Annotated in this window: 16 protein-coding genes and 2 tRNA genes; 5 read left to right on the forward strand and 13 right to left on the reverse strand. The window is 64.4% G+C overall.

The genetic code is table 11. The features are described from left to right. Positions 1-73 precede the first annotated feature (73 nt). From CKO27_RS09150 to CKO27_RS25170, 5 genes are all read left to right on the forward strand, one after another. The gene (locus tag CKO27_RS09150; protein WP_200374579.1) at positions 74-2,122 is read left to right on the forward strand and encodes a TOL_0244 family TonB-dependent receptor; all 2,049 of its coding nucleotides are present in this window, start codon (positions 74-76) and stop codon (positions 2,120-2,122) included. A gap of 12 nt (positions 2,123-2,134) precedes the next feature. Next, on the forward strand, positions 2,135-2,707 hold the full coding sequence (locus CKO27_RS09155; protein WP_200374580.1) for a TOL_0243 family YfiR-like periplasmic protein: 573 nt from the start codon (positions 2,135-2,137) through the stop codon (positions 2,705-2,707). Positions 2,708-2,712: 5 nt separating this feature from the next. Beyond that, positions 2,713-5,094, forward strand: coding sequence for an ATP-binding protein (locus CKO27_RS09160; RefSeq protein WP_200374581.1), 2,382 nt, complete (start codon positions 2,713-2,715; stop codon positions 5,092-5,094). A 12-nt stretch (positions 5,095-5,106) separates the two neighbouring features. Beyond that, positions 5,107-7,317: a putative bifunctional diguanylate cyclase/phosphodiesterase gene (locus CKO27_RS09165; protein WP_200374582.1), complete on the forward strand. Its 2,211-nt coding sequence runs from the start codon at positions 5,107-5,109 to the stop codon at positions 7,315-7,317. Positions 7,318-7,428: 111 nt separating this feature from the next. Then, entirely contained in the window at positions 7,429-10,584 is a 3,156-nt protein-coding gene (locus tag CKO27_RS25170) for an SUMF1/EgtB/PvdO family nonheme iron enzyme (protein ID WP_200374583.1), read from the forward strand. 122 nt (positions 10,585-10,706) lie between these two features. Here CKO27_RS25170 and CKO27_RS09175 read toward each other — a convergent pair whose 3' ends face one another. The 13 genes from CKO27_RS09175 to hemN all read right to left on the reverse strand — a co-directional run bounded on the left by CKO27_RS09175 (position 10,707) and on the right by hemN (position 26,947). Beyond that, entirely contained in the window at positions 10,707-12,428 is a 1,722-nt protein-coding gene (locus tag CKO27_RS09175; RefSeq protein ID WP_200374584.1) for an acyl-CoA dehydrogenase family protein, read from the reverse strand. Between the two features lie 7 nt (positions 12,429-12,435). Further along, the gene (locus CKO27_RS09180) at positions 12,436-13,455 is read right to left on the reverse strand and encodes an electron transfer flavoprotein subunit alpha/FixB family protein (RefSeq protein ID WP_200374585.1); all 1,020 of its coding nucleotides are present in this window, start codon (positions 13,453-13,455) and stop codon (positions 12,436-12,438) included. A gap of 6 nt (positions 13,456-13,461) precedes the next feature. Further along, positions 13,462-14,352 (reverse strand): electron transfer flavoprotein subunit beta/FixA family protein, encoded by an 891-nt coding sequence (locus CKO27_RS09185; RefSeq protein ID WP_200374586.1) that lies wholly within the window; start codon positions 14,350-14,352, stop codon positions 13,462-13,464. A 497-nt stretch (positions 14,353-14,849) separates the two neighbouring features. Continuing rightward, positions 14,850-16,775 (reverse strand): SurA N-terminal domain-containing protein, encoded by a 1,926-nt coding sequence (locus CKO27_RS09190; RefSeq protein ID WP_200374587.1) that lies wholly within the window; start codon positions 16,773-16,775, stop codon positions 14,850-14,852. A gap of 80 nt (positions 16,776-16,855) precedes the next feature. Then, a tRNA-Asp gene (locus CKO27_RS09195) sits at positions 16,856-16,932 on the reverse strand. 7 nt (positions 16,933-16,939) lie between these two features. Further along, a tRNA-Val gene (locus CKO27_RS09200) sits at positions 16,940-17,015 on the reverse strand. A gap of 14 nt (positions 17,016-17,029) precedes the next feature. Next, positions 17,030-17,302, reverse strand: coding sequence for an HU family DNA-binding protein (locus tag CKO27_RS09205; RefSeq protein ID WP_200374588.1), 273 nt, complete (start codon positions 17,300-17,302; stop codon positions 17,030-17,032). Between the two features lie 343 nt (positions 17,303-17,645). Beyond that, the gene (gene lon / locus CKO27_RS09210) at positions 17,646-20,105 is read right to left on the reverse strand and encodes an endopeptidase La (protein WP_200374589.1); all 2,460 of its coding nucleotides are present in this window, start codon (positions 20,103-20,105) and stop codon (positions 17,646-17,648) included. Positions 20,106-20,322: 217 nt separating this feature from the next. After that, on the reverse strand, positions 20,323-21,597 hold the full coding sequence (gene clpX / locus CKO27_RS09215; RefSeq protein WP_200374590.1) for an ATP-dependent Clp protease ATP-binding subunit ClpX: 1,275 nt from the start codon (positions 21,595-21,597) through the stop codon (positions 20,323-20,325). A gap of 199 nt (positions 21,598-21,796) precedes the next feature. Then, positions 21,797-22,441: an ATP-dependent Clp endopeptidase proteolytic subunit ClpP gene (gene clpP / locus CKO27_RS09220; RefSeq protein WP_200374591.1), complete on the reverse strand. Its 645-nt coding sequence runs from the start codon at positions 22,439-22,441 to the stop codon at positions 21,797-21,799. A gap of 70 nt (positions 22,442-22,511) precedes the next feature. Next, entirely contained in the window at positions 22,512-23,822 is a 1,311-nt protein-coding gene (gene tig / locus CKO27_RS09225) for a trigger factor (protein ID WP_200374592.1), read from the reverse strand. Between the two features lie 129 nt (positions 23,823-23,951). Continuing rightward, positions 23,952-25,547, reverse strand: coding sequence for a long-chain-fatty-acid--CoA ligase (locus CKO27_RS09230; protein WP_200374593.1), 1,596 nt, complete (start codon positions 25,545-25,547; stop codon positions 23,952-23,954). 14 nt (positions 25,548-25,561) lie between these two features. Beyond that, positions 25,562-26,947: an oxygen-independent coproporphyrinogen III oxidase gene (gene hemN, locus CKO27_RS09235; RefSeq protein ID WP_200374594.1), complete on the reverse strand. Its 1,386-nt coding sequence runs from the start codon at positions 26,945-26,947 to the stop codon at positions 25,562-25,564. Positions 26,948-26,992 lie beyond the last annotated feature (45 nt).

Here is a 26,992-nt window from a genome sequence, read left to right on the forward strand (position 1 = left end):
GGGTTCGTTCTTGCGCTCGGCCATTGCCGCCTTGGATTCCCGAGGCCAGGGAGGCGAGCGATGGAGTCACGACATGCGCGCCCGTCCCCAACCTGATCCAGCGGCGACCCTGATAGGCATCATCCTGCTCCTCGCGGGGGCGACGGCGGCCAGGGGCGATGGGGATCTCACCGAGCTCAGCATCGAGGAGCTGCTCGACGTCAAGGTGACCTCGGTGGGCAAGAAGACCCAGAGCTTGAGCGATGCCGCCGCCGCGGTGTTCGTGGTCAGCAACGAGGATATCCGCCGCAGCGGTGCCACCTCCATTCCCGAGGCGTTGCGGATGGTGCCCGGCCTGCAGGTCAAGCGTCTCGACGCCAACAAATGGGCCATCTCGGCGCGCGGCTTCAGCGGGCGCTTCGCCAACAAGCTGCTGGTCCTGATCGACGGGCGCACCCTCTATACCCCCAGCTTCTCGGGCGTCTACTGGGAGTACCAGGACGTCATGCTCGCCGATGTCGAGCGGATCGAGGTGATTCGCGGCCCTGGGGCCACCCTCTGGGGGGCCAACGCGGTGAATGGCGTGATCAACATCATCACCAAGTCGGCGGCCGAGACCCAGGGCGGACTGGCCGAGGTCGGCGGCGGCAGCGAGGAGCGGGCGATCGGCGCCTTGCGCTACGGCGGCAAGCTGGCCCCCGACACCTATGCCAGGTTCCATGCCAAGTACAACGAGCGTGATGCCCTGATCACGACCCTGGGCGAGGATGGAGGCGACGACTGGGATCTGGGACAGGGCGGATTCCGGGTCGATTCGGCCTTCGCCTCGGGTGACCGCGTCACCTTCAAGGGCGATCTCTACCGTAGCCGTCTGCGCCAGCAACTGGAAGTTCCCGATCCGCTGGCCGCACCGACATACACCGAGTCGGTCGACGACAGGATGACCGCCGAGGGCTGGAATCTGCTCGGACGCTGGGAGCGCGCGCTCTCGGTGAGCTCCAATGCCTCCTTTCAGTTCTACTTCGACCATTCCGATCGCCAGGAGCGCTACGTCGGGCAGCGCAGCGACGTCATCGACCTGGACTTCCAGCAGCGCGCCAAGGCCGGAGAACGGCACGACCTCGTCTGGGGTCTGGGTTACCGCAACATCGACGATCGCTTCGACAACACGGATCTGGCCGTTCTCACGCCGAGCCGGGAGAATCGCAATCTCTGGAGCGGCTTCCTCCAGGACGAGATCGAGCTGGTGCCCGAGCGCCTGCGCCTCACCCTGGGCTCCAAGGTCGAGCACAACGACTACACGGGTCTTGAGATCCAACCGAACCTGCGGCTCCTGTGGAAGGCGTCCGAGCAGAGTTCGCTGTGGGGCGCGATCTCGCGCGCGGTGCGCACCCCCTCGCGGGCGGAGCTGAGCGCCAGTGTCACCACGGGGGTCAAAGCGACCGGAGCGCCCTACCCCTTGCCGATCCTGGTCAGCTCGGTCGGTGACACCGGGTACGAATCCGAGTCGCTGATCGCCTACGAGCTGGGCTTGCGCACCGCGCCCATGAAGCGGCTGAGTCTGGATATCGCCCTCTTCTACAACGACTATGACCGACTGCGAACTTCCGGCAAGATCAGCGATTTCGAGCTATCCCTCGCGGACGGCTATCTGGATCTCGAAATGCCCTTTGGCAACGACGCCAGCGGCCATGGCTATGGACTGGAGGTGTCGGCCGATTTCCAGGCGCGCGACTGGTGGCGGCTGGTTCTGGCCTACAGCTATCTGGATCTGGATCTGAAGGCGAGCGCCGACACCCTGGACATCAGCAACGACACCCAGGCCCGCACCGATCCGCGCCAGCAGATTTCGTTTCGCTCGCTGATGAATCCGCGCCCGGACATCGACCTCGACCTCTGGGTCCGCTATGTCGACCAGACCTACCCCGCCTTCGACGTCAGCCGCTACAGCAACCAGCTCATCCCCGCCTACTGGACGCTCGACCTGCGTCTGGCGTGGCGCCCGCGCGCCGGACTCGAGCTGGCCATCGTCGGCCAGAACCTCCTGAGTCCATCGCATCAGGAGGGCTATTCCGATGCCTACGGATCCATCCCGCTGGAGGTTCAGCGCGGCCTCTACGGCACCATCCGCCTGGCCTTCTAGGGAGCGGACGGGATGCCCCCGAGGACTCAAGGAGACAGGTTCCGACGGCGTGTCGGTGCCGTCGCGGGTCTGCTGCTCGCCTGGCTCGCGACCTTGGCGCCCGCCCTCGCACTCGCGCAGGTGGAGGAGGCCGAGCTTTCGGCGGCCTATCTCTACAATTTCAGCAAGTTCGTCCATTGGCCGGCGACCGCGCTTTCGGACTCTTCCAACGCGCTGGTTCTCTGCGTCTACGGCCGACCGGGATCGGCGGGCGAGGCGATCGGGGCGCTCGACGGCAAACCCGCTCAGGGACATCGGATCCGCGTCGAACGGCTCGCGCGCGGTGATACGTTCAAGGGCTGCCAGATCGTTTATGTCAGCGATTCAGAGAGACCCTTTCTATCGCCCTTGCTGCGCACGCTGGCCAACCAGCCAGCGCTGACGGTCAGCGATATTCCGGGGTTCGCCTCGGCGGGCGGCATGATCGGTCTGGTGATGGTGGATAACCGGCTGCGCTTCGAGATCAATCGCCAGAGCGCCGAGGCGGCTGGCCTGACCATCAGCTCCCAGGTTCTGAAACTGGCGACGCGGGTGGTGCGGGAATGAAACCCATGCGCTGGCTCGGACAGCTTTCCATCCGTTACAAGCTCATGCTCATGATGCTGATGGTCGCCACCATCGTGCTGGGGCTGTCGAGCCTGATCCATGTGCTCAACGAGCGGCAGAATCTGCAACGCACCGCGCTCAGCGAACTCCAGGCCCTGGCGGACATGCTGGCCTACAACGTCGCCTCGGCCCTGGCCTTCAACGACGCCGATTCGGCGCGCCAGACCCTGGCCGCGCTCGCGGATCGACCGGATCTGGTGGCGGTCCATGTCCACGACACCCAGGGTCGACTCTTCGCGGCCTACCCGGATGGCCCCGACAACGCCGAGCCGCCCCCACTCGACCTGGCCACCAACGGCGTCGCTATCGCCGAGGGTCGGATGCATGTCATCCGGACCATGGAGGTGGATCACGAGACGATTGGCCATGTCCATCTCGTCGAGGGACTGGGGCGCGTGCGCGCCGCGCTGAACCGCTCGCTCTGGGTGAGTCTGACGATCTTCGCGATCGCCGTGATCACGGCCATGATCCTGGCGCAGGCGCTCCAGCGGGTCGTCTCGCGACCTATCATGTCGCTCACCTCGGCCATGGATCTCCTGGCGCGAGAGAAGAACTACGGTATCCGGGTCGAGACCGACCGCGGCGACGAACTCGGCGCGCTGATGCGCGGCTTCAACGAGATGCTCGATCAGATCCAGCAGCGCGATAGCGCGCTGGAAGGCTACAACGACGATCTGGAACGTCAGGTCGCCGACCGTACCCAGGAACTCGAACGCACGGTGGCGGCGCTCGGCGAGGCGCGCGATCGCGCGGAGGCGGCGAACCGGGCCAAGAGCGCATTCCTGGCCACCATGAGCCACGAGATCCGCACCCCCATGAACGGCGTCCTGGGCATGGCCGAACTCCTGCTCAAGAGCGGGCTGGCGGATCGCCAACGGCGCTTCGCCGAGACCATCCAACGCTCGGGCCAGGCGCTGCTCTCCATCATCAACGACATCCTCGACTTCTCCAAGATCGAGGCCGGCAAGATGACGCTGGATCCGCACGATTTCGATCCGCGCGCGCTGATCGAGGACATCATCGATCTCTTCGCCGAGGCCGCCAGTGCCAAGGGACTACTACTGCGGGCGGACCTTCCAGCCGATCTTCCAGGCCAGGTTCATGGCGACGCGGCCCGGCTGCGTCAGATCCTGATCAATCTCGTCGGCAACGCCATCAAATTCACCGAGCTTGGAGAGATCCGCCTGCGCATCGCGCTTCAGAACGAGACAACGGTTTTCCAGGTGACCGATACCGGCATCGGCATGAGCGCCGAGGAGATCGGCCGACTTTTCCAGCCCTTCGAGCAGGCGGACAGCTCCATCACCCGTAACTACGGCGGTACCGGGTTGGGACTGGCCATCTGCCGACAGCTCGCGTTCTTGATGGATGGCGACATCCAGGTGAACAGTCAGCCGGGCCAGGGGGCCTGCTTCACCCTGAGGGCACGACTCGCGCCCGCGACCATCCCGACCGCCAGGAACAGGCGCGCGCGCGCCCTACCGCCGGGCGCGGCCGGGATCCATGCGCCGGAGCAAGACCCCGAGCGGACTCTCGGCGGACGCATCCTCTTGGTCGAGGACAACCCCGTGAACCAGGAGATGGCCTCGCTGCTGCTGGAGGAGCTGGGTCTGGAAGTCAGCGTCGCCAACAACGGCGAGGCGGCGGCGCGGGCCTTCGCGGATGGCGGGTTCGACCTCATCCTGATGGACTGCCACATGCCCGTGATGGATGGTTTCAGCGCCACCCGCGAGATCCGCCGGATGGAGACGGAGCGCCCGGACGCGATGCCTATCCCCATCATCGCGCTGACCGCCGACGTGCGTAAGGACGTGCGAACCTGGTGCCATGAAGCTGGGATGGATGACTATCTCAGCAAGCCGTTCAAGCAAAGCCAACTGCGGGAGAAGATCGCGCCCTGGCTCGCCCCCGGACAGCTTCGGAGCCAGCATCCAGCGACGGAGCCAGCACCGAGCGACGCCGCGACAGCCGGGGACGCGATGCTGGACGCCGCCACGCTCGACGGCATCCGCGCGCTCGCGCGGCCGGACCGTCCGGATCCACTGCCGAAGGTCATCGCGCTCTATCTGGATTCCGCGCACACCCTGATGGATCAACTGCGGCGCGGTTTAACGACGGACGACGGGGACTCGGCGCGTCTGGCCGCCCACACGCTCAAGTCCAGCAGCCTGAACCTGGGCGCGCGGACCTTCTCCAGCCTATGCGCGAGGCTTGAGATCCTGGCCCGCGACGGCCGACTGGAGGCGGGTCGCGCCGCCCTACCCGAAACCGATCGCGAGTTCAGGCGGCTGGTCGCCGAACTTGGGCGGCTGGCCCAATCACGATAAGAAGAGAACCCCATGACAGCAAGACAGGACGAGGGCGGCTTGCGGGTGCTGATCGTCGATGACGACATCACTTCACGCTACCTCCTGGTCGCGGCCCTGGAGCGGGCGGGCCTTGAGGTCATGGAGGCCGACCACGGAGAGGAGGCGCTGGCCTTGCTGGCGAGCGCCGAGCGATCGAATCAGGGCTGGCCGGACATCGTGCTGCTCGACGTCCTCATGCCGGTCCTGGACGGCTTCGCCACCTGCCGGCGGATTCGCGCGCGGCCGGGCGGCGCCCACCTGCCGATCCTCATGATGACCGGGCTGGATGACGAGGAGTCGATCGAGCGGGCCTACGAGGCCGGCGCCACGGACTTCGAGGTCAAGCCCCTGAATGCCCGGATCCTGCCGCACCGGATTCGCTACATGGTGCGCTCCGGGGCGACGACCGAGGCGCTTCATCACAGCCGGCATCGGCTGGACGCGGCTCAGCGCATGGCCCGGATCGGGCATTGGGAGTGGGATCTGGAACGGGGCGCCATCCAGTGGTCGGAACTGTCGCTGGAGATCATCGGCGACCGCGCCGCGACCGCAGCCACCCCTGGTCTCGATCGCCTCCTCTCGCTGGTGCATCCGCGCGACAAACGGCGGGTCGCACTCTGGTTCGAGCAGCTCGCGCACAGCCATGAATCGTCCGAGCTGAGTCATTGTGTCATCGATGCGGACGGCCGGGAGCGCCACCTGCGTCAGTTCGTCGAAGTCGGTATCGAGGACGCGGTCAGACCCGCCAGGCTGTACGGGGCGGTTCAGGACATCACCGCGATCCGCGAGGCCGAGGACCACATCCAGCGGCTCGCCTTCTTCGACAGCCTCACGGGGCTGGCGAACCGGGTGCTGTTCCTGCAATTCCTGGAGCAGACCCTGAAGCTGGTTCCACGCCACCAGCGTACCGGCGCGCTCCTGTTTCTCGACCTGGACAATTTCAAGCAGGTCAACGACACCCTCGGCCACCAGGCCGGCGACCTGCTGCTGCAGGCGGTCGCCAAGCGTCTGGTGGCCAGCCTGCGCTCCATCGACCTGGTATCGCGCTACGAGGGCGATGAGCATCAGCATCTGGCACGGCTGGGGGGCGACGAGTTCGCGCTGCTGCTGCCGGAGGTCGGCAATGGGCGCGACGCGGCCCGGGTCGCCGCGCGTCTGCTCGAAGCCCTGGCGCCACCCTTCTTGCTTGCCGGGCATGAAGTGGTGATCACCCCCAGCATCGGCATCACGGTCTTTCCCCAGGATGGCGGCCACGCCTCGGACCTGCTGCGCAATGGCGACATGGCCATGTACCACGCCAAGCGCGCCGGCAAGAACACCTTCAAGTTCTTCGATGCCTCGCTCAACGACGCGGCGCTGTTGCGTCTGCGCACCGAGACCGCCTTGCGCCACGCGATCGACAACGACGAGCTGCGCCTATACTTCCAACCGCTGCTCGACCTCGCCTCCGGGGAGATGCGGGGCCTGGAGGCTCTGCTGCGTTGGACTCACCCCGAGCTTGGCGAGGTGTCCCCGGTCACCTTCATCCCGATCGCCGAGGAGACGGGGCTCATCGTCCCGATCGGCGAATGGGTGATGCGCGGCGCCTGCGAGCAACTGCGGGCCTGGCAATCGGCGGGTCACCCGATCGCGCGGGTCGCCGTCAATGTCTCCGCCTACCAGTTCAAGCAGCCGGACTTTCCCGATAAGGTCGAGCGCATCCTCGCCGAGTCCGGCCTCGCGCCGGACTGTCTGGAGCTGGAGCTGACCGAGAGCCTCCTCATGGACCAGGCCGAGGAGTCGGTCGAGATGCTCCATCGTCTCAAGGCCGTGGGGGTGCAACTGGCCATCGACGATTTCGGGACCGGCTATTCGAGCCTGAGCTACCTCAAACGTTTTCCGATCGATCGACTCAAGATCGACCGCTCCTTCATCGTCAACATCGAGCGCGACCGCGACAACGCCGCGATCGCCCAAGCGGTGATCGCCATGGCCGATACCATGTCGCTGCATGTCACCGCCGAGGGGGTCGAGACCAGCGAGCAGTTGGACTTTCTGCGCGCCAACTGCTGCGGGGAGGCACAGGGGTTTCTCTTCAGCAAGGCGGTTCCGGTGGAGGAGATACCGGATCTAATCCGGTATCTCGCCGAGCGCCAGGGACACCGGGAGAGCCGCGCGCCCGCCCCGACGGAAGCCCGCCAGACGCACGGAGACGAGGATTGAATCTCGTCGGGCCGCGCTAAATCCAGAGTGCATGGCATGCCTGAGGCGGTTTAGGATGCGGCGAGTCTCGAAACGGACCGATCCCCACCCCTTTCCGGAAGCCGCGCATCAGTGAAGATCCCTGGGTACACCATCATTCGCGAACTCGGCCGTGGCGGGATGGCCACCGTGTACCTGGCCCGCCAGGACCGGCTGACCCGCGACGTCGCGCTCAAGGTGATGAAACCCATCGCCATGGCCGGCGACGACTTCACCTCCCGCTTCGTCAAGGAAGGGCAGATCATCGCCCAACTCCAGCACCCCCAGATCGTCACCATCTACGATTTCGACTCGACCGACGGCTACCATTATTTCTCGATGGAGTACCTGCCGGGCGGCACCCTGGCGGACGAGATCAAGCGAGGACTCCCGGTCCCGCGCGCCCTCTCCATCGCCAGGAAGATCGCCGAGGCGCTCGCGGTCGCCCATGCGCGGGGCGTCATCCACCGCGACGTCAAGCCGCAGAACATCCTCTTCCGCGCCGACGGCACGCCCGTGCTCACCGATTTCGGCATCGCCAGGGCCGCGACCCGCGACGCCGATTCGATGCAGCTCACCAGCTACGGCATGGTGATCGGCAGCCCGCGCTACATGAGCCCGGAACAGAGCACCGGCCAGGCGCTGGACCCGCGCTCCGATCTCTACAGCCTGGGCGTGGTCTTTCACGAGATGCTGACCAATCGACTGCCCTACGAGGCGGACGACGTGGTCAGTCTCGCGATGAAGCACTGCAACGACCCCATTCCGCGTCTGCCGGAGCACCTGACGCTCTATCAGCCGATCCTCGACCGCCTGATCGCCAAGAAGCCGGAGGATCGCTTCGCGAGCGCGGGCCAGCTCATCCGAGCGCTGGAGACGATGGAGGCCGCGACGCTGGCGACCGGCGTCGGCGACGACGCGACCCGGCTGGTCACGCGCGGCGACAAGAACCCGACCGCCTCCCAATCCCAACCCAGGCGATCCGACAAGCGACGTTACCTCGCGCTGATCGGCTTCGTCCTGATCCTCGCCCTGGCCGCCTACATCGCCAGTCAACGGCCAGGAACCGAGCCAGATCCGATCGAGATCCTCGACCAACTCCCACCGCCCCAGCCGAATCGGCCGAGGACGGTCGTCCAGTACGAGGCCCTGGCGATCGAGCACGTTCAGCGCGCCCAGTTCGATCAAGGTCTCGGGATCCTCCGGCTCGGGCTCGCCATCTCGCCGGACGACGAACGGCTCAAGACGCTCCAGAGCCTGATCGAGCCGCGGATCGAGGCCGAACGGAGGCTCGACCAGGCGCGTCGGGCGCTGTCCGAGAACCGGCTCGACGAGGCCCTGGAGCAGGTCGATGAGGGTCTGGGCCTGGTCCCCAGGCAAGCGGATCTCGTGGCGCTCAAGGCCGAGATCGGGGAGCGGATCCATCAGCGCCAGCGGCTCGCGGCCGAGCGCTCGCTGGAACTCGCCCGCGACGCGCGACAGGCCGGCGATCTCGACGAGGCGATGCGGCTGACGCGACAGGGACTGGGGCTGGTGCCGGATCATCCCGAGCTGCTGGCGCTCCAGGAGCGGATCAGCGGAGAGCTGAAGCAAGCGGAAGACCTCGCCGGCGTCCTGCGCCGGATCGAGGATCTCATCAACGCCGGACAAGCGAGCGCGAGCCAGGAGGCGATCGAACGCGCGCGCCTCGCCTACCCGAACGAACCGCGACTACTGGCGTTCGAGCCTCGGATCCAGGAGATCACCAAGCGCCAGCGCGAGGACCGGGTCGCTCGTCTACATGAGGAGGCCATCCTCCGCCATGACCGGGGCGAATATCCGCAATCGCTTGGGCTGATCGCCGAGGGTCTCGGATTGGCGCCGGGCCATCCGGGTTTGACCTCCCTGCGCGACAAGGTCATGGCCGCCCAGGCGCGCGAACGCCAGCGCCAGGCGGACGAGATCCTGAAACGGGCTCGACCACTGTTCGACCAGGGCGACCTGGTGGCCAGCCTCGCGCTCATCGAGGAGGGACGGCGGCTCGACCCGGATCATAAGGGTCTGTCGGAGCTGCGCGCGCGGATTCTCGGCCATCAGGATCAGGAACGTCGCATCGCCGAGGGACTTCGCGACTGCGACGCCCGGTTCGCGCCCGCCGATCTGGATGTGGACGCGAGCCAGGACGCGCACGCCTGCTACGCGCGGATCCTGTCGCTCGATCCCGCCAATCGGGAGACGCTGGCGCGGATCGCGCGCCTCGCCGGCCAGGTCGCGGAAGCGGTCCGCGCCCGGCTCGACGGGTATCGGCTCGACGAGGCCGAGGCGGCGCTGAACGCGCTGCGAACGATCGACCCCGAGAACCCAGGGCTCGCCGGCCTGAACGAGGATCTGAAGGCGCGTCGCGAGGTCTTTCCGTCGATGGTGGGGATCGCGGGCGGCTGTTTCCGGATGGGAAGCCCGGAGACGGAAGCCGGGCGCGAGCCGGACGAGCGCCCGCACCAGGTCTGCGTCGAGGACTTCCGGCTCGCGCGCTTCGAGGTCTCGGTCCGGGAGTTCGAGCGTTTCGTCAAGGCCAGCGGCTACCGGACCGACTCGGAGACCGGCACCGGTGACATGAAGGGCTGCGAGGCCCTGGACCGGAGCGACACGGTCAACCCCTGGGGAATGAAGAACTGGGCGAGTTGGCGCAAGCCGAACAAGTATCAGGCCACGCGCGACCAGGATCCGGTCGGCTGCGTGAGCTGGAACGACACCCGCGCCTTCATCGAGTGGCTGAGCCGGGAGACCGGGCACGCCTTTCGTCTACCGACCGAGGCTGAGTGGGAATACGCCGCCCGCGCCAGCTCCGAAACCGCCCGTTTCTGGGGCGACGCCTCGGACGCGCTCGCCTGCCGGTATTCGAATTCAGCCGACAAGGAACAGGGATGGGACGTCGGCTTTCCCTGCGGTGACGGCCACGAGTGGGTCGCCCCGATCGGCCGCTTCCAGCCCAACCCCTGGGGTCTGTTCGACATGCTCGGCAATCTGTGGGAATGGACCTGCTCGGAATACGACGCCGACTACGCTGGCGCCGAGCAACTCTGCGCCCCCGGCCACATCGACGCGCCCCGGGTCATGCGCGGCGGCGCCTGGAACAGCGGCCCCGCCCTCGTGCGCGCCGCCTACCGCAACCGCAACTTCCCCGAAGCGCGCTACAGCTTCATCGGCTTCCGGCTGGCGCTCGATGGCCCCGTCGAAGCCGACCCTGACCGCTCCGACTCAGCAAAATAGGGTACGCATCGCGTACCCTCACCTCTGCAACATCTTTTTCGAGGAGTAAGCTACGTGATATGTACCCGGCTTAATGCTGTCGATTGTCCGGGAGGCACGCCACGCCTCCCGGTCATTAGGGATCAGATCAGGATATCCTCGGCGTGCAGCAGGTCGGCGAACAGATCCTTCTTGATCGTGTCCCAATTCCGGCGCGTCTTGGCCGCGGCGCCGATGATGTAGCGGCGGGCGATGAAGACCTTGCGGCTGTCTTCCTCGGCCTCGTCCATCAACAGCCAGCCGGTGTAGAGATAGGAATAGATCTCGACCAGTTCCTTGGCGGCGATGCTCTGGAAGTGCTTGTCGGTCTTGTCCGTGACATATTTCAGTGCATCAAGGAACAGTACCCGCATTTCCTTCAACTCATCCGCGAGCCGCGCGAGACTGCCGGACGTCTCCTTTTGTTCGCGTGCGGTGAAGTCGTCGGCGAAAATGTCGTTGATGACCCCACCGGTCGCCGCGACGATTTGCAGTTGCGAGGTACCTTCGTAGATGTTGGTGATCCGCGCGTCGCGGGTCAGGCGCTCGGCATTGAACTCCTTCATGTATCCCGTGCCGCCATGAATCTGCAGGGCGTCATAGGTGATCCTGTTGGAATTCTCACTCAGCACATATTTGGCCATGGGGGTAAGCAGTGCCGCGACTCGGGTCGCCTCCTTGAGCTTGGCGTTCTCCGCGGTGGAATCCTTGCCCTCGGCCTTGAGCAGGTCGGCCTTCTCTTCCAGTTTGTTGCGCAAGTCGACCCAGTGGCAGGCCGCGTAGAGCAGTGAGCGATCGCTCTCCAGTGTCACCCGCATGTCCATCAGCATATTGGTGATGACCGGGATCTTGTAGATGCTCTTGCCGAACTGCTCGCGCGCCTTGGCGTAGCGCAGGGCCTCCTCGTAGGCGGCCTGGGAGATGCCCAGGGCCTGGCCGGCGACGCCCAGGCGCGCGCCGTTCATCATGTCCATGACGTATTTGATGAGGCCGAACTTGCGCTTGCCGATGAGCTGCGCCGGGGTGTCGTTGAACTGCATTTCGCAGGTCGGCGAGCCGTGGATGCCGAGCTTGTTCTCGATGCGACGGATGACGATGTTGTCCTTGCCGTAGCAGGCGAAGAGGCTCAGGCCCCGGCCATCCTTGGTGCCCGGCTCGGAGCGCGCCAGGACCAGGACGATCTCGGCGTTACCGTTGGTGATGAAACGCTTGACGCCCTTGAGCCGCCACTGGCCGTCCGCGTCCTGATAGGCCAGCATGTTGACGGCCTGGAGGTCGGAGCCGGCGTCCGGCTCGGTCAGGGCCATCGCCCCCGTGGCCGCGCCGCTGGCGAACTGCGGCAGGAATTCCTGGCGCTGCTCCTCGGTGCCGTATTTGTTGATGGTCTCGGCGATGTCCTGCAAACCGAAGAGGTTCATCAGGGACGCCTCGGCGCGCGAGACCATCTCGATCGCCATGGTGTAGAGGGTGGTCGGGATATTGAGACCGCCGTAACGTCGCGGCAGGGTGAAGCCCATCAGTTCGGCCTGGGTCAGGAGCCCCAGGGCCTCCTGGATGCCCTTGGCATACTGAACCTTGCCGTCGACGAAATGGCTCCCCTCCTCGTCCACGGCGGCGGCCTGCGGGGCGACGCTGTTCGCCGTGATGTCGCCGACGATCTCCAGCACCTTGCGGTAGTTGTCCAGGGCGTCCTGATAGTCGACCGGGGCGAAGTCATATTCCTTGGCCTCGGTATAGCCGTGCTCGGCGATCTCGACCACTTCCTCGAGCTTCAGGCGGTTGAAATGGAAGAGCAGATCGGTGTTGTCGGTGAAATAGTTGGCCATGGCTCGACTACTTTAATTTGTGCTTGTAGGCGTCGATGAGCATCGGGATGACTTGCATCACGTCGCCCACGATTCCGTAGTGGCAGACACCGAAGATCGGCGCGTCGGGATCATCGTTGATGGCGATGATCTTGTTGGAGTCGCTCATGCCGGCGCGGTGCTGGATCGCGCCCGAGATACCGCAGGCGATATAGAGCTTGGGCCGCACGGTGACCCCGGTCTGACCGACCTGCCGGGGATGATCGATGAAACCGGCGTCCACCGCCGCGCGCGTGCCGGCGACCTCGCCCCCGATGACGCGGGCCAGCTCGTAGAGGATCTGGAAGTTCTGGAAATTGCCCATGCCGTAGCCGCCGGAGACGATGATCGGGGCGGCCTTGAGATTGACCTTACTCTCCTCATGGTGCCGGTCGATGATGCGCACCAGGTGGTCGACCTCGTCGGGCGAATAGGGCACCTGGATGATGCGTCCCTCGACCGGTTGCGCCAGGGGCGCCTTCTCCATGACCCCCTCGCGCACCGTGGCCATCTGCACCGGCGAGTCCGGGCAGATGATGGTGGCGATGATGTTGCCACCGAAGGCCGGACGGATCTGGAGCAGGAGCTGCGAGTAGTCCTTGCGCAGATAGGTCACGTCGGAGATCTGCAGATCCGTGCAGTCGGCAGTCAGGCCGCTGCGGGTGTGGGAGGCGACCCGTGGGGCCAGATCCCGGCCGATGAAGCTGCCGCCGAACAGGACGATGCGCGGCTGATGCTGGTCGACCAGTCCGCTGAGGATGCGGCTGTAGGGCAGCGTATTGTAATGCTTGAGTTCCGGATGATCCGCGAGCAGAACCTCCGTGGCGCCGTAGCGGAAGGTCTCCGCGGCCAGTTCCTGCATGTCGTGGCCAATCAGCACCGCCTTCAAGGTACCGCTCAGGCTCTCCGCCAACTTGCGGCCCTTGGAGAGCAGCTCGAAACTCACATCGGCGGGCTTGCCCTCACGCTGCTCGATGAACACCCAGACTTCTTGTTGTTTGTCGCTCATAGGGGCTTATCCGAAGATATGGTCTTCCATCAATCGATCGATCAGCGCGTACATGCCATCCTTCGTCGCCGGGATGGTTTCATGCGCGCCGCCACCCAGGATCACCGACTCGATCTTGTGAACCTTGGTCGGCGAGCCGCTGAGACCGCAACGCTCGACGTCGATGTCCAGGTCGTCGGCGGTCAGGGTGGGGATGAAGAGCCCCTTGGAGACATACTCATCCTTGAGCTGATCCACGTAGAGCAGTGAATTGGCCTCGGCCATCTTCTCCAGTTCCAGCAGAGTGTGGGCATTCTTGTAGGCCATGACCCGCTTGGCGCGGAAGGGCCGGGGCGTGGCGGCGTCCTTGATCACCGTGATCAATAGGGGCAGCGTGCCTTCCAGTACCTCGAAACCCTGGTCGACCTTGCGCTTGACGGTGATCTGACGCCCCCGAGCCTCGATGATCGCCTCGGCATAGGTGATCTGCGGCAGACCCAGTTTCTCGGCGGTCTGCGGGCCGACCTGGGCGGTGTCGCCGTCGATTGCCTGGCGGCCGGCGAAGATGATGTCGTAGGGAGCCAGCTTGCGCAGCGCCTCCGACAGCACATAGGAGGTCGCGAGAGTGTCGGCGCCGGCGAACTTGCGGTCGCTGACCAGGATCGCCTCGTCGGCGCCCATGTAGAGACAGTCGCGCAGCAGATCCGACGCCTTCAATGGCCCCATGGTCAGCACCCGCACGGTGCCGCCGAAACGGTCCCGGAACTGGAGCGCCAGTTCGAGGGCGACCTTGTCCTCGGGGTTGAAGATGGTGGGGAGTTTGCTGCGATTGACGGTGCCGTCCGGCTTCATCACCTGACCGGAGATGTTGGCCGTGTCGGGAACCTGTTTGACCATTACGATGGAATGGTAGCTCATGCTCTGCCTTGTCATATTCTTCTGGAATAGTTGGGGACGCGGCCACGGCGAAGCCCAACGATCGGAGACCGTGGGCCGAGGCGGCGACATGACCCGGAAGGTGATGGCTGTCGAAACTCGGCCGGACCCTGGGAATCCGCCGTCTCGGGACGGCCTGAACCTTGACACCAATGACCAGCCGGGAAAGGCGACGGGCAATCTTACTCTATTTCTTGTAGCCCGGTACGAGCCAGGCGGGAGGCTGTTCAGGCATTGGAACCAAGGCCCCACGACATCTTCAGATCGAAGTCGCGGAGCCGTGAGGGCGGAAGCATCGGCGGACTGTTGGACGGCCAGGGATGCGCGGGGCACCCAGACGATCTGGCCCAATCGGGACAAGTGCCTGGCCAGAAGCGCCTGGGTCAAAGCCGGCGCGGGGGGAACGCCAGGATGAGGGAAACCCTGGCTGAACTGGTCTTGTGGCCAGGGAGTTGGTTTAGTGCTCCTTTAGGAAGCGCTCAGAGCGCTTCATCCGCGTCGATCGCCTTGCGCTTGATCGCGGCTCGAACTTCCAAGTCCCTCAACATGTTCGTATAGGTTTGGCGTCCCATGACCTGAGTGAGCATGAACGCCTCGGGCGCGACAACGCCTTCGCCGGGCGTCTTGACCTCGCCATCCTGGATCTTCGTCACGCGCACGACCGCCGCGTCGCCAGTGTCGATCATCGTCGTACCGACGCTCGCCATCCCCTCGGCCGGAATCGGCAGCTTGAAAGCCGTATCCAACACGGCTCCCGGAACCTCGGCGGCCTCGCGGTCAACCAGTCCGGGCGCCTCCGGTTTCAGTGACGCGGAACCCTCGGCCCAGTCCAGGCCACCCCGCAGTTTCTCCGCCAGGGACTCGGCCGCCGCCATGACCTCTTTTTTCGCCTTCTCGTCCCTCAATTCCGCGACGATCTCGTCGCGAACCTCCGACAAAGGCTTGGTGGACGTCTCGCGGTGCTCCGCCACGCGCAACACCACGGCCTGCAGCCGATCGCGTTCCGGTTCGATCAGGTCGCTGTTATGCCGCGCGACCAGGACGTCCTCGCTAAAAGCGGCGGCGATTACCTTAGGCTGAGCAAGGATGCCCTCACCGCTCGCCTCGCGGCCGATCCAATCGCTCTGCTGAATGGTCAGCCCCAACTCCTCGGCCGCCGGTTCCAGACTGTCGCGCGATTCGTAGGAGATGTTGGCCAACCGCTCGCCCAAGTCGTAGAAGAGTCCCTCCGCCCGCTGCTTGGAAAGCTCGCTCCTTAACTCGTCGCGTACCGCCTCGAAGGGTTTCGCCTCGGACGGAAGCACCTCGGTGACCTGGATAAGATGATATCCGAAGGGTGTCCGAACAGCCTCGCTGACCTCGCCCGTCGGCAGCGAGAACGCCACCTGATCGAACGCCGGAACCATGATCCCGGACTCGATGACCCCCAGCGAGCCGCCATTGGCGGCACTGCCGGGATCCTGCGACAGGGTCCGGGCCAGTTCCTCGAAGGACTCGCCCGCCAGAATCCGCTCGCGAATCCCCTTGATCTCTTCCAGAACGGCGTTCGCGCCGGCCTCGTCGGCGTCCGCGGCCACCTTGATCAGCAAGTGCCGAACACCGCGCCGCTCGGGCTGGACGAACCTGGACCGGTCCGCGTCGTAGAAGTCGCGCAGATCCTTCTCGCTTACCTCGACCTTGGACATCAAGGAGTCGGTATCGAGCAGCAAATAGTCGACCTTGACCTGTTCGGGTGTCTGGAACCGCCCCGCGTTAGCTTCGTAGTAGGCGGTGACCTCGGCCTCGTCGATCGGTGCGTCCGAGCGATAATCCGCGATCGGGAACCGGACATAGGACAGTTCGCGCTTCTGACCCATCAGCCGTTGATGGAGTGCCAGTTCCGAACGCGTGGCGAATTCACTGGCCGAGACGGCACGCAGCAGTTGCGTCGCCGTCATCTTTTGACGCAGTTGCGCCTCGTACATCGCGGGCGTCATCCCCTGAAAACCCAGCAAGCGCTCGTAGATCTCCTTATCGAAGCGTCCGTCGGATAGAAAGGAAGGATCACTCAGGATCTGCATCTGCACGTCCTGATCGGAGGCGCGCAGACCAAGACGCCTGACGACATCCATCAGCAGGGCTTCCTGGATCAGGTTGTCGAGCACCTCCGCACGGAGACGCTTGTCGTCGAATTCAGCCGGATCGTAGGCGGCGCCCAGACGCTCGCGAAGCTCGAATCGCGCCTCCTGGACCTGCCGGTCCAGATCCCGCGCGGGAATCTCGAAACCATTGACCGTGGCGGCGATCGGCTCTCCGCCAACCCCCATGTAGGACTGAATGCCCCACAAGGCGAAAGGAATGCTGATCAGAATGACGATAACCCAAGCAATCCAGCCTTGAGCACGGTCGCGGATGGTCTGAAGCATGGCGATTGGCCGATAGTCTGAACAGGATGTAGAAAAAAGAACGGGGTATCCAATTGGATACCCCGTTATTTCAAGCTAGATGGCGGAGCGGACGGGGCTCGAACCCGCGACCCCCGGCGTGACAGGCCGGTATTCTAACCAACTGAACTACCGCTCCAAAATTCTGGTGGGTGCTGCAGGGATCGAACCTGCGACCCTCGCCTTGTAAGGGCGATGCTCTCCCATCTGAGCTAAGCACCCCTTCAAGCGAGCAACTATTGTACGGCGTCTTTCAGTGCTTTGCCAGCCTTAAATGACGGCGTTTTCGATGCCTTGATCTCGATGGCCTCGCCAGTCTGGGGATTCCGGCCAGTGCGCGCGGCACGCTCCTTAATGGAGAAGGTCCCAAAGCCGATTAAGGATACAGTATCCTTTTCCTTCAAGGCAATCGCGATCGAATCCGTGAACGCATCCAGCGCGCGAGCCGCAGCAATTTTCGAGATGTCGGCGGCGTCCGCCATTTTTTCGATGAGATCCGATTTATTCATTTAGTTCCCCTGTAAATCCCCTGTTAATGCCTGATTGGTCACCGTCGAATCCGCGGCTTCATGCTGATCGCGACCCTTCGTTTCTCACGCTGGAGACGCGAGCCAAACCCCCGCCGAGAGGCGCCTCAATCGCGCCCAAGCATCCTATTCGGAGAGACCACGGGAGGCAACCGCGAATTGAGACCGCCGGTCGCGGAGCGCTGTCGCGCGACCCGATCTCGACACTGGACATCCCGACGACCGATCGGAAAACCAGTCGCCGGGGCTCTTGCCAGCGTCGCTTGACCGAGGGAATCCCCGGTCTGGAACAAAGGGGGCGCGACGGATCGCGCCCCGACAATCATCAGTGATGGAATCTCGCGCTCTGATCGCGGGTTCCGTCGGCCGCGGCCTCGTGCCCATCCTCCTTGTCCTTGACCGGCTCCTCGCCCTCGATCTTGGTCTCGATGGGCGCCGGACGTTTCGTCAGGGCCAGATCCAGCACTTCATCGATCCAGCGCACCGGATGAATCTTGAGATGCTGCTTGATGTTCTTCGGCATCTCGGTCAGATCGCGCTCGTTCTCAAGCGGAATGATGACCGTCTCGATGCCACCCCGATGGGCCGCGAGCAGTTTCTCCTTGAGACCGCCGATCGGCAGCACCTCGCCGCGCAGGGTGATCTCTCCGGTCATGGCGACCGTGGAGCGGACCGGAATCTTCGTCAGGGCGGACACCAGGGCCGTGCACATGGCCACGCCCGCGCTCGGACCATCCTTCGGCGTAGCCCCCTCCGGAACGTGGATGTGGATGTCGAACTGGTTATGAAAGTCGGCCGGTACGCCCAGCGCGTCGGCGCGCGAGCGTACCACCGTCATCGCCGCCTGAATGGACTCCTGCATCACGTCGCCCAGTTGGCCGGTATAGGTGAACTTGCCCTTGCCGGGCACCAGCGCCGATTCGATTCGCAGCAACTCGCCACCGACCTCGGTCCAGGCCAGCCCCGTCACCTGCCCGATCTGATCGTGCTCATCGGCGCGACCATAGCGATAGCGCTGCACGCCGAGGTACTTCTCAAGCGACTTGGATGAGACGACCGTCGCGCTATCCCGCTTCTTGAGCAGAACCTCCTTGACGACCTTGCGGCAGATCTTGGAGATCTCGCGCTCCAGGTTGCGCACGCCCGCCTCGCGCGTGTAATGGCGCGTGATATCGCGCAGGGCGCTTTCCCGAATCACCAACTCGGACGATTTGAGGCCGTTGTTCTTGATCTGCTTGGGCACCAGGTAGCGCTCGGCGATCGCGACCTTCTCGTCCTCCGTGTAGCCGGACAGACGGATCACCTCCATGCGATCGAGCAGCGCGGGCGGGATATTCAGCGTATTGGCCGTACCGACGAACATGACCTCGGACAGATCGAAATCCACCTCAAGGTAGTGGTCGGCGAAGGTGTGGTTCTGCTCCGGATCCAGCACCTCGAGCAGGGCCGAGGCCGGATCGCCGCGGAAATCCATGGCCATCTTGTCGATTTCGTCGAGCAGGAAGAAGGCGTTGCGCGAACCGGCCTTGGACAGATTCTGAATGATCTTACCGGGCAGGGCGCCGATATAGGTCCGACGGTGCCCCCGGATCTCCGCCTCGTCGCGCACGCCGCCCAGCGACATGCGCACGAACTTACGGTTGGTCGCGAGCGCGATCGACTGTCCGAGCGAGGTCTTGCCCACGCCCGGAGGTCCGACCAGACAGAGAATCGGCCCCTTGAGCTTACGCACGCGCTGCTGCACGGCGAGATACTCAAGGATGCGTTCCTTCACGCGCTCCAGACCGTAGTGATCCTTGTCCAGGACCGCCTCGGCGACCTTGATGTCGTTGCGGATCCGGGTGCGTTTCTTCCAGGGCACGCTCACCAGGGTGTCGATATAGTTACGCACCACGGTCGCCTCGGCCGACATGGGCGACATCAGCTTGAGTTTATTCAACTCCCCCAGCGCCTTGTTCTTGGCCTCGGAGGACATCCCCGCGGCCTCGATGCGCTTGGCGAGATCCTCGATCTCGTTGGGCGCATCCTCAAGCTCGCCCAGTTCCTTCTGGATCGCCTTCATCTGTTCGTTCAGATAGTACTCGCGCTGGTTCTTCTCCATCTGACGCTTGACGCGGCCGCGGATGCGCTTCTCCATCTGCAGGATGTCGTTCTCGGACTCCATCAACCCCATCAGGTGTTCGAGCCGAGCCTGAACGTCGACGATCTCCAAGACGCGCTGCTTCTCGTCGAGCTTGAGCGCCATGTGGGCCGCCATGGTGTCGGCGAGCCGACCGGCGTCATCGATGCTGGCCAGCGAGGTCAGCACCTCCGGCGGCACCTTCTTGTTGAGCTTCACGTACTGATCGAAGAGGGCCATGGCCGAGCGCATCAGGACATCCTGTTCGCGATCGTCCATCTCAAGCGTCTCCGCCATGGGCCGAATGATCGCCGAGAAGGAATCCTCGGTCGTCACGAAGCGCTCGATGCTGGCGCGCTGATTGCCTTCCACCAAGACCTTCACTGTCCCATCGGGCAGCTTGAGGAGCTGAAGGATATTGGCCAGGGTGCCGATCTCATGGAGATCCCGGACGGTCGGATCGTCCACGTCGGCGCTTTTCTGAGCGATGAGCAGGATCTGCTTGTCGCTGGCCATGGCCCCATCGAGGGCACGGATGGACTTATCCCGCCCGACGAACAGCGGAATCACCATGTGCGGATAGACGACAACATCACGCAGAGGAAGGACGGGGACCTCCTGCGGACTGAGTGACTCGAAATCGGAAGCTGGATCGTTGTGCGCCATGGAAACCGGTTCTCGTTGGGTCGACACCCACTCCTCCGGGTGTCGCGAGCGGCCTGGAACGGCTCGACGGCGAGGGAAGACGCGGGGATGTCGCTGTGGTGGGAATACTTACAGAATCGGGGCCAGAGCCATCTTCTTCAACGCCCCCCGCGGGCGGTTCGACGCCAGGCGAGAAGGCTCGGGAAGGTCGCGGCCGAGCCCCGATCCAGGGAAGCGATCAATCCGCCGCCACCGCCTGTTTCTCGACCCCATCGTAGATCAGGAAAGGCTTGTTCTCTCCGACGATGACCGACGCATCGATCACGACCTTGCCCACATGGTCCATGGACGGCAGGTCATACATGGTGTCGAGCAGCACCTGCTCCATGATCGTCCGGAGACCGCGCGCGCCCGTCTTGCGCTCCATCGCCTTGGTCGAGATCTGGCGCAGGGCGTCATCGCGGATCTCCAGTTGCACGCCTTCCATCTCGAACAGCCGCGCGTACTGCTTGACCAGGGCATGCTTGGGCTCGGTCAGAATGCGCATCAGGGCGGCCTCGTCGAGTTCCTCCAGGGTCGCCATGACGGGCAGGCGGCCGACGAATTCAGGAATCAGGCCGTAACGGATCAGATCCTCTGGTTCGACCGCGCTGAGCAGCTCGCTCACCTGCCGACTATCGGTCTGACTGTGAACCTCGGCGGAGAACCCGATCCCGGTCTTGCGGGAGCGATTCTGGACCACCTTATCCAAGCCGGCGAAGGCGCCTCCGACAATGAAGAGAATGTTGGAGGTATCGACTTGCAGGAATTCCTGCTGAGGGTGCTTGCGCCCGCCCTGGGGCGGAACCGAGGCGACGGTGCCCTCGATCAGTTTGAGCAGCGCCTGCTGGACCCCTTCGCCCGACACATCGCGAGTGATCGAGGGGTTGTCCGACTTGCGCGAGATCTTGTCGATCTCGTCGATATAGACGATCCCGGTCTGTGCCTTCTCGACATCGTAGTCGCACTTTTGCAGGAGCTTCTGGATGATGTTCTCGACATCCTCGCCGACATAGCCCGCCTCGGTGAGCGTGGTCGCGTCCGCGATGGTGAAGGGCACGTTCAGCAGCCGGGCCAGCGTCTCGGCAAGCAGCGTCTTGCCCGAGCCGGTCGGCCCGATCAGCAGGATGTTGCTCTTGGCGATCTCGATGTCTTCCTTGGCCTCGGCCACTTCGAGACGCTTGTAGTGGTTATAGACCGCGACCGAGAGAACCTTCTTGGCCTTCTCCTGCCCGATCACGAACTCGTCCAGCCGGGCATTGATCTCGCGCGGCTTGGGCAGATGGTTGGTCGATTCTCCGACGCTCTCCTGCATCTCCTCGCGGATGATGTCGTTGCAGAGCTCGACGCATTCGTCGCAGATGAACACGGAAGGACCGGCGATGAGTTTGCGGACTTCGTGCTGGCTCTTACCGCAGAATGAGCAATAGAGCAATTTACCTTCTTCGCTCTTGCCGTGATTGTTTCCACTCATCGGGGATAGGTCTCCGGGGGGGCAGTAAGGGATGCGAATCCTGCATTCCCAAGCGGGGCCATTTCAATCATAACCATTTGGACATGTATGGCAAGGCGGTTAAGCAAGGGCTTTGCGGGGCATCACACATTCGATGCGCGCGATCCGCGTGGATCGCGGCATCCTGGAGGCCGCGACCCCGGCAGGGTGAAGGGAGGGATCAAGCCTTGGGGGGGACGGGGCCACGCTCGGTGATGACTTTATCGATCAGGCCGTACTCGCAAGCCGTCTCGCCATCCATGAAGCGATCGCGGTCGGTATCCTCGGCGATCTTCTCGATCGGCTGACCCGTATGCTGGGCCAGGATCTGATTCAGGCGCTCCCGGATATAGAGAATCTCGCGCGCGTGGATCTCGATGTCGGTCGCCTGTCCCTGGAAGCCGCCCAGGGGCTGATGAATCATCATGCGCGAATGGGGCAGGCAATGGCGCTTGCCCGCGGCCCCGCCGGCCAGCAGCAAGGCGCCCATGCTGGCCGCCTGCCCGATGCACATGGTGCTGACATCGGGGCGGACGAAACGCATGGTGTCGTAGATCGCCAACCCCGCCGTGACCGAACCGCCGGGGGAGTTGATGTAGAGGTGAATGTCCTTATCCGGATTCTCGGACTCCAGGAACAGGAGCTGGGCCACCACCAGATTCGCCATGTGGTCCTCGACCGGCCCCACCAGGAAGATGACGCGCTCCTTCAGCAGCCGCGAGTAGATGTCGTAGGAGCGTTCGCCGCGCGCGGTCTGCTCGACGACGATGGGCACCAGTCCCAACCCTTGCGGCTGCCAGTCGGTGTGACTTAGGGGTGTGCTCATGGATTGGATCTTCACCTCTGTTGTTGACCTCGTGCCCAGTCCGTTACAACCGGGCACACGGATGGCCGGACTAGGCCGCGGCGAATGGATTCGACGACGCCTGATCGGTCAGTTGAGCGAAGGGGACGGGCTCGTCCTCCACCCGCGCCTGCTCCAGCACGAGATCGACGACCTGTTCCTCGAGCACCAGATTCTCGACCGCCCCGAGCCGCGTGGCATCGGCATAGTAATAATCGATCACGGACTGAGGATGTTCGTAGGTCGACGCCATCCGCTCGATCTCCTCGCGCACCCGCGCCGGATCGACCTCGAGACTGTTCTCCGTGACGATCCTGCCGATGATCAGACCCAGCGCGACGCGCCGACGCGCGCCCACCTCGAACAGATCGACGGGCAACTGCATCCGGGAGCCGCCGAGGGCCTCGCGCATCTGACCCGCCATCGACTCCATCTCGCTGCGCACGAAGGCGGCGGGCAGGTCGATCGAATTGGCCTCGACGAGCATGTCCATCACCCTCTCCTTGATGCGGGCTTTGAGGCGGTCTTTCAATTCGCGCTCCATGTTCCGTCGCACATCGGCCTTGAAGCGCTCGACATCGCCGTCCTCGACCCCGAAATTCTTGACGAACTCCGCGTCGATCTCGGGCAGGCTCGGCTCGGCCACCGCATCCAGGGTGATCTCGAAACGGACCGGCTTGCCGGCCAGATGCGCCGCCTGGTAGGGGTCCGGAAAGGTGAGATCGAGTGTGCGCGACTCGCCAACGCCCACGCCGATCAGACCATCCTCGAAGCCAGGAATCATGCGACCGGCGCCCAGTTCGACCTTGAGCCCGGACGTGGATCCACCCTCGAAGGACTCGCCGTCGACCGTGCCGACGAAGGAAACCATCACCTGATCGCCGGTTTGGGCGGCGCGCTCGACCGGCTCCCAGGTTTTGCGCTGCTCACGCAGCCGCTCCAGCATCTCGTCCAGATCGCTGTCGGCGAGTTCGCTCACGGGACGCTTGACGACCCGGTCGGCCACCGACGCCAGCTCGAACTCCGGAATCACCTCGAAGATGGCCGTGAAGCCAACGCGCCCGCCCTCGATATCCAGATCGGGCTCGATCCGGGGCATGCCGGCCGGGCGCAGCGACTGCTGGGTGAACGCCTCGGTGAGGCTCGATTGGAGCATGTCGCCGAAGACTTCCTGATGCACCTGCTCGGAGTAACGCTGACGGAGCAACTTCATCGGAACCTTGCCGGGGCGAAAGCCGGGCAGCTTGGCCCGCCGCGAGAGCTGCTGCAAACGCTTCTCGACCTCGCTGGTGACCTCCTCGAAAGGCAGGTCGATCCTCATCCGTCGCTCGAGTCCTTCGCCCGCTTCCACCGACACTTGCATTGGTTCTCTCCCGCGGACGCCAACCAGATGTAGCAGCCCGCCTGTTACGAAATCCTGGCGTGGGCAGCTTGCCCGCACCCTCAAAAGCCGTTCAGTATAGCCTGCCGCCCGATGGGGCTCCAAGCACCATCAGTCCGAGGCGCCCTCGTCCGTGTCGGCCGACGCGGACGAGAATCCGCGCTCGCGCTCGCCCGAACGGCGCAGCTCACGCTTGAGGATCTTGCCGGCCGCGTTCCTGGGCAACGCCTCTCGCAATTCGAACCGACGCGGGATCTCATGCTGACCCAGATGCTCGCGGCACCAGGCGCGCAGGCCCGCCGGCGTGACGGTGGCGCCGGGCTTCAGCGCCAGGTGAGCGACCGGCACCTCGCCGTGGCGGGGGTCGGGATCGCCCACGACCACGACCTCCGCGACCTCGGGATGCGCGTGGAGCACCTCCTCGATCGCCCGCGGATAGACGTTCATCCCATTGGTGATGATGAGATCCTTGAGCCGATCGACCAGATAGAAGTAGCCCTCGCTGTCGCGATATCCCAGATCGCCGGTCCGGAACCAGTCGCCGAAGAAGCTCTCGCGGGTCGCCTCGGGCTGATTGAGGTAGCCCTTCATCACGTTGGGACCACGGACGCAGACCTCGCCCATCTCGCCAGCCGCGACCGAACTCCCCTCGGCATTCAGAATCCGCATCTCGACATTGGGAATCGGCGGTCCGACCGATCCTGGCTTGCGCTCGCCCCGGACCGGGTTGACGCAGGTCACCGGACCGCACTCGGTCGGGCCATCCCCTTCCAGCAGGGGCACACCGAAACGTGCCTCGAAGGCCGACATGATGGCCAGGGGCATGGCCGCGCCCCCGCTCACGCCGATGCGCACACCGCGCCAGAGCGCGGTCATCTCCTCGTCGAGACGCAGCAACAGACCGCACATACTGGGCACGCCAAGAAAGACCGTCGCCCCGTGCCGGACGATGGCCTGGGTGACCAGCCTGGGCTCGAAGCGCGCGACCGGCACCAGGGCGAAGCCATGCAACAGGGGTGTCAACATCCCCACGGTCGCGGCAAAGGCATGGAACATGGGCAGCACCACCAGCACCCGGTCGTCCTGGGTGAAGTCCAGGGCTTGCGCGACGCTGGCCGCGTTGGCGAGCAGATTGGCATGGCTGAGCATGGCCCCCTTGGGGTGCCCGGTCGTGCCCGAGGTATAGAGGATGACCGCCAGCCCCTCGCCCGCGCCCGAGCCAAGCGCGCGCTCGGGCGGCGGTCCCGGATGCTCGATCAGGTCCGCGAAAGGGACCGCTTCCGACTCATCCGCCTCGCCGATACGGATCCGCAACCCGATCCCGTCCAAACCCTCCATGGCCGAGTCGGCGACGGTCGCGAAAGCCTGCTGGTAGACCAGCCCTCTGGCGCCGCAGTCATCGAGAATGAAGGCGATTTCCCTGGGGTTCAGCAGAAGATTCAGCGGAACCGCCGTCGCGCCGGCCTTGAGGATGCCGAGATAGGCGATGACGAACTCGGGACCATTCCCGCACAGGAGCGCGATCCGATCCCCGGCGGCGATACCCGCCTCCGCCAGAGCGGCGGCGAGGCCATCGGAGGCCCGGTCCAGGGCCTCGAAGGTCCAGTTTCCCTCGTCATGGAAAAGGCAGACCGCATCCCCGCGACGCTTGGCCATGTGGCGGAAGCACGCGGGGATGTCCAGGTCGACGGATTGCGAGTCATCCATCGCGCGGCGGGTCGTCAAATGACCTTGGAGAACCCGATCGGACCCGTCTTGGCGGCCAGGTAGGCGTCGAAGGCCATGCAGATGTTGCGTACCAGCAGCCGCCCGCGCGCCAGGATGCGGATCTTGTCGGCGTCGAGCGCGACCAGTCCGTCCTCGGCCATGCCAGCGAGCTTGCCCAGACTCTCGGCGAAATAGTCGTCGAACTGGATGCCCCACTTGGACTCGACCGAACCTTTGTCGAGCTGGAAGTGACAGATGAGGCGAGTGATGACGTCGCGCCGGATGAGGTCGTCGCGATTCAGCTCGATGCCGCGAAAGACCGGCAGACGCCCGGCGTCGAGATCGGCGTAATACTCGGCCAACTCGCGCCGGTTCTGGCCGTAGGTGTTGTCGATCATGCCGATCGAGGTCACGCCGATGCCGATCAGGTCGCAGTCGGCATGGGTCGAGTAACCCTGGAAGTTGCGATAAAGGGTGCCGGCCTGCTGGGCCAGCGCCAGCTCGTCATCGGGGCGCGCGAAGTGGTCCATGCCGATATAGATGTAGCCCGCCTCGGTCAGCCGCGCGATGGTCGACTGAAGGATGTCGAGCTTCACCTCGGGGGCTGGCAGATCGGCGTCGTTGATGCGCCGCTGCGGCTTGAAGCGATCCGGCAGATGGGCATAGTTGAAGATCGACAGCCGCTGTGGATTGACCTCGATGACGCGCTCCAGGGTCTTGCCGAAGCTCTCGACCGACTGGAAGGGCAAGCCGTAAATCAGATCGATACTGGTCGAGCGGAAGCCCTCGGCGATCGCCGCCTCCAGCACCGTCATGGTCTGCGCCTCGGTCTGGAAGCGATTGACCGCCTCCTGCACGCGCGGATCGAAGTCCTGCACGCCCAGACTCATGCGGTTGAAGCCGATGCGCCGCAGCAGCTTGACCGTGTCGGCATCGGCCTCGCGCGGGTCGATCTCGATCGAGAACTCGCCGACATCGTCGCCCGCCAGGGTGAAATGACGGCGCGTCACCTCCATCAGCTCGATCATCTGCGCGTCGCTGAGGAAGGTCGGTGTGCCGCCGCCCCAGTGCAGTTGTTCCACCTGACGCGATTTGTCGAAGAGCGCGGACTGCATCTCCAGCTCGCGGTAAACCCGCTCCAGATAGGGCGGCGCGAGCGAGCGATCCTTGGTCGCGATCTTGTTGCAGGCGCAATAGAAGCAGACCGTGTCGCAGAATGGGATGTGGAAATAGATCGAGAGCGGCCGTCCGCTTTCGTTGCTGCGCGCGCAGGCCGCCTGATAGGCGGTCTGGTCGAAGGACTCGTCGAACTCGACCGCGGTCGGGTACGAGGTATAGCGCGGACCACTCTGGTCGTAGCGACGAATCAACTCAAGGTCGAAGGAAACGCCTTGCTCCACCGTTCAATCCTCCAGCCGCGGGGCGCGCATCCGGCCCCCGAACGG

Source organism: Thiocystis violacea (assembly GCF_016583575.1).
GTDB lineage: Bacteria > Pseudomonadota > Gammaproteobacteria > Chromatiales > Chromatiaceae > Thiocystis > Thiocystis violacea.

Coding starts and splice junctions, on each gene's coding strand:
- CKO27_RS09150 (WP_200374579.1), top strand. CDS start 74: ATGCGCGCCCGTCCCCAACCTGATCCAGCGGCGACCCTGATAGGCATC.
- CKO27_RS09155 (WP_200374580.1), top strand. CDS start 2,135: ATGCCCCCGAGGACTCAAGGAGACAGGTTCCGACGGCGTGTCGGTGCC.
- CKO27_RS09160 (WP_200374581.1), top strand. CDS start 2,713: ATGCGCTGGCTCGGACAGCTTTCCATCCGTTACAAGCTCATGCTCATG.
- CKO27_RS09165 (WP_200374582.1), top strand. CDS start 5,107: ATGACAGCAAGACAGGACGAGGGCGGCTTGCGGGTGCTGATCGTCGAT.
- CKO27_RS09175 (WP_200374584.1), bottom strand. CDS start 12,428: ATGGCCAACTATTTCACCGACAACACCGATCTGCTCTTCCATTTCAAC.
- CKO27_RS09180 (WP_200374585.1), bottom strand. CDS start 13,455: ATGAGCGACAAACAACAAGAAGTCTGGGTGTTCATCGAGCAGCGTGAG.
- CKO27_RS09185 (WP_200374586.1), bottom strand. CDS start 14,352: ATGAGCTACCATTCCATCGTAATGGTCAAACAGGTTCCCGACACGGCC.
- CKO27_RS09190 (WP_200374587.1), bottom strand. CDS start 16,775: ATGCTTCAGACCATCCGCGACCGTGCTCAAGGCTGGATTGCTTGGGTT.
- CKO27_RS09205 (WP_200374588.1), bottom strand. CDS start 17,302: ATGAATAAATCGGATCTCATCGAAAAAATGGCGGACGCCGCCGACATC.
- lon (WP_200374589.1), bottom strand. CDS start 20,105: ATGGCGCACAACGATCCAGCTTCCGATTTCGAGTCACTCAGTCCGCAG.
- clpX (WP_200374590.1), bottom strand. CDS start 21,597: ATGAGTGGAAACAATCACGGCAAGAGCGAAGAAGGTAAATTGCTCTAT.
- clpP (WP_200374591.1), bottom strand. CDS start 22,441: ATGAGCACACCCCTAAGTCACACCGACTGGCAGCCGCAAGGGTTGGGA.
- tig (WP_200374592.1), bottom strand. CDS start 23,822: ATGCAAGTGTCGGTGGAAGCGGGCGAAGGACTCGAGCGACGGATGAGG.
- CKO27_RS09230 (WP_200374593.1), bottom strand. CDS start 25,547: ATGGATGACTCGCAATCCGTCGACCTGGACATCCCCGCGTGCTTCCGC.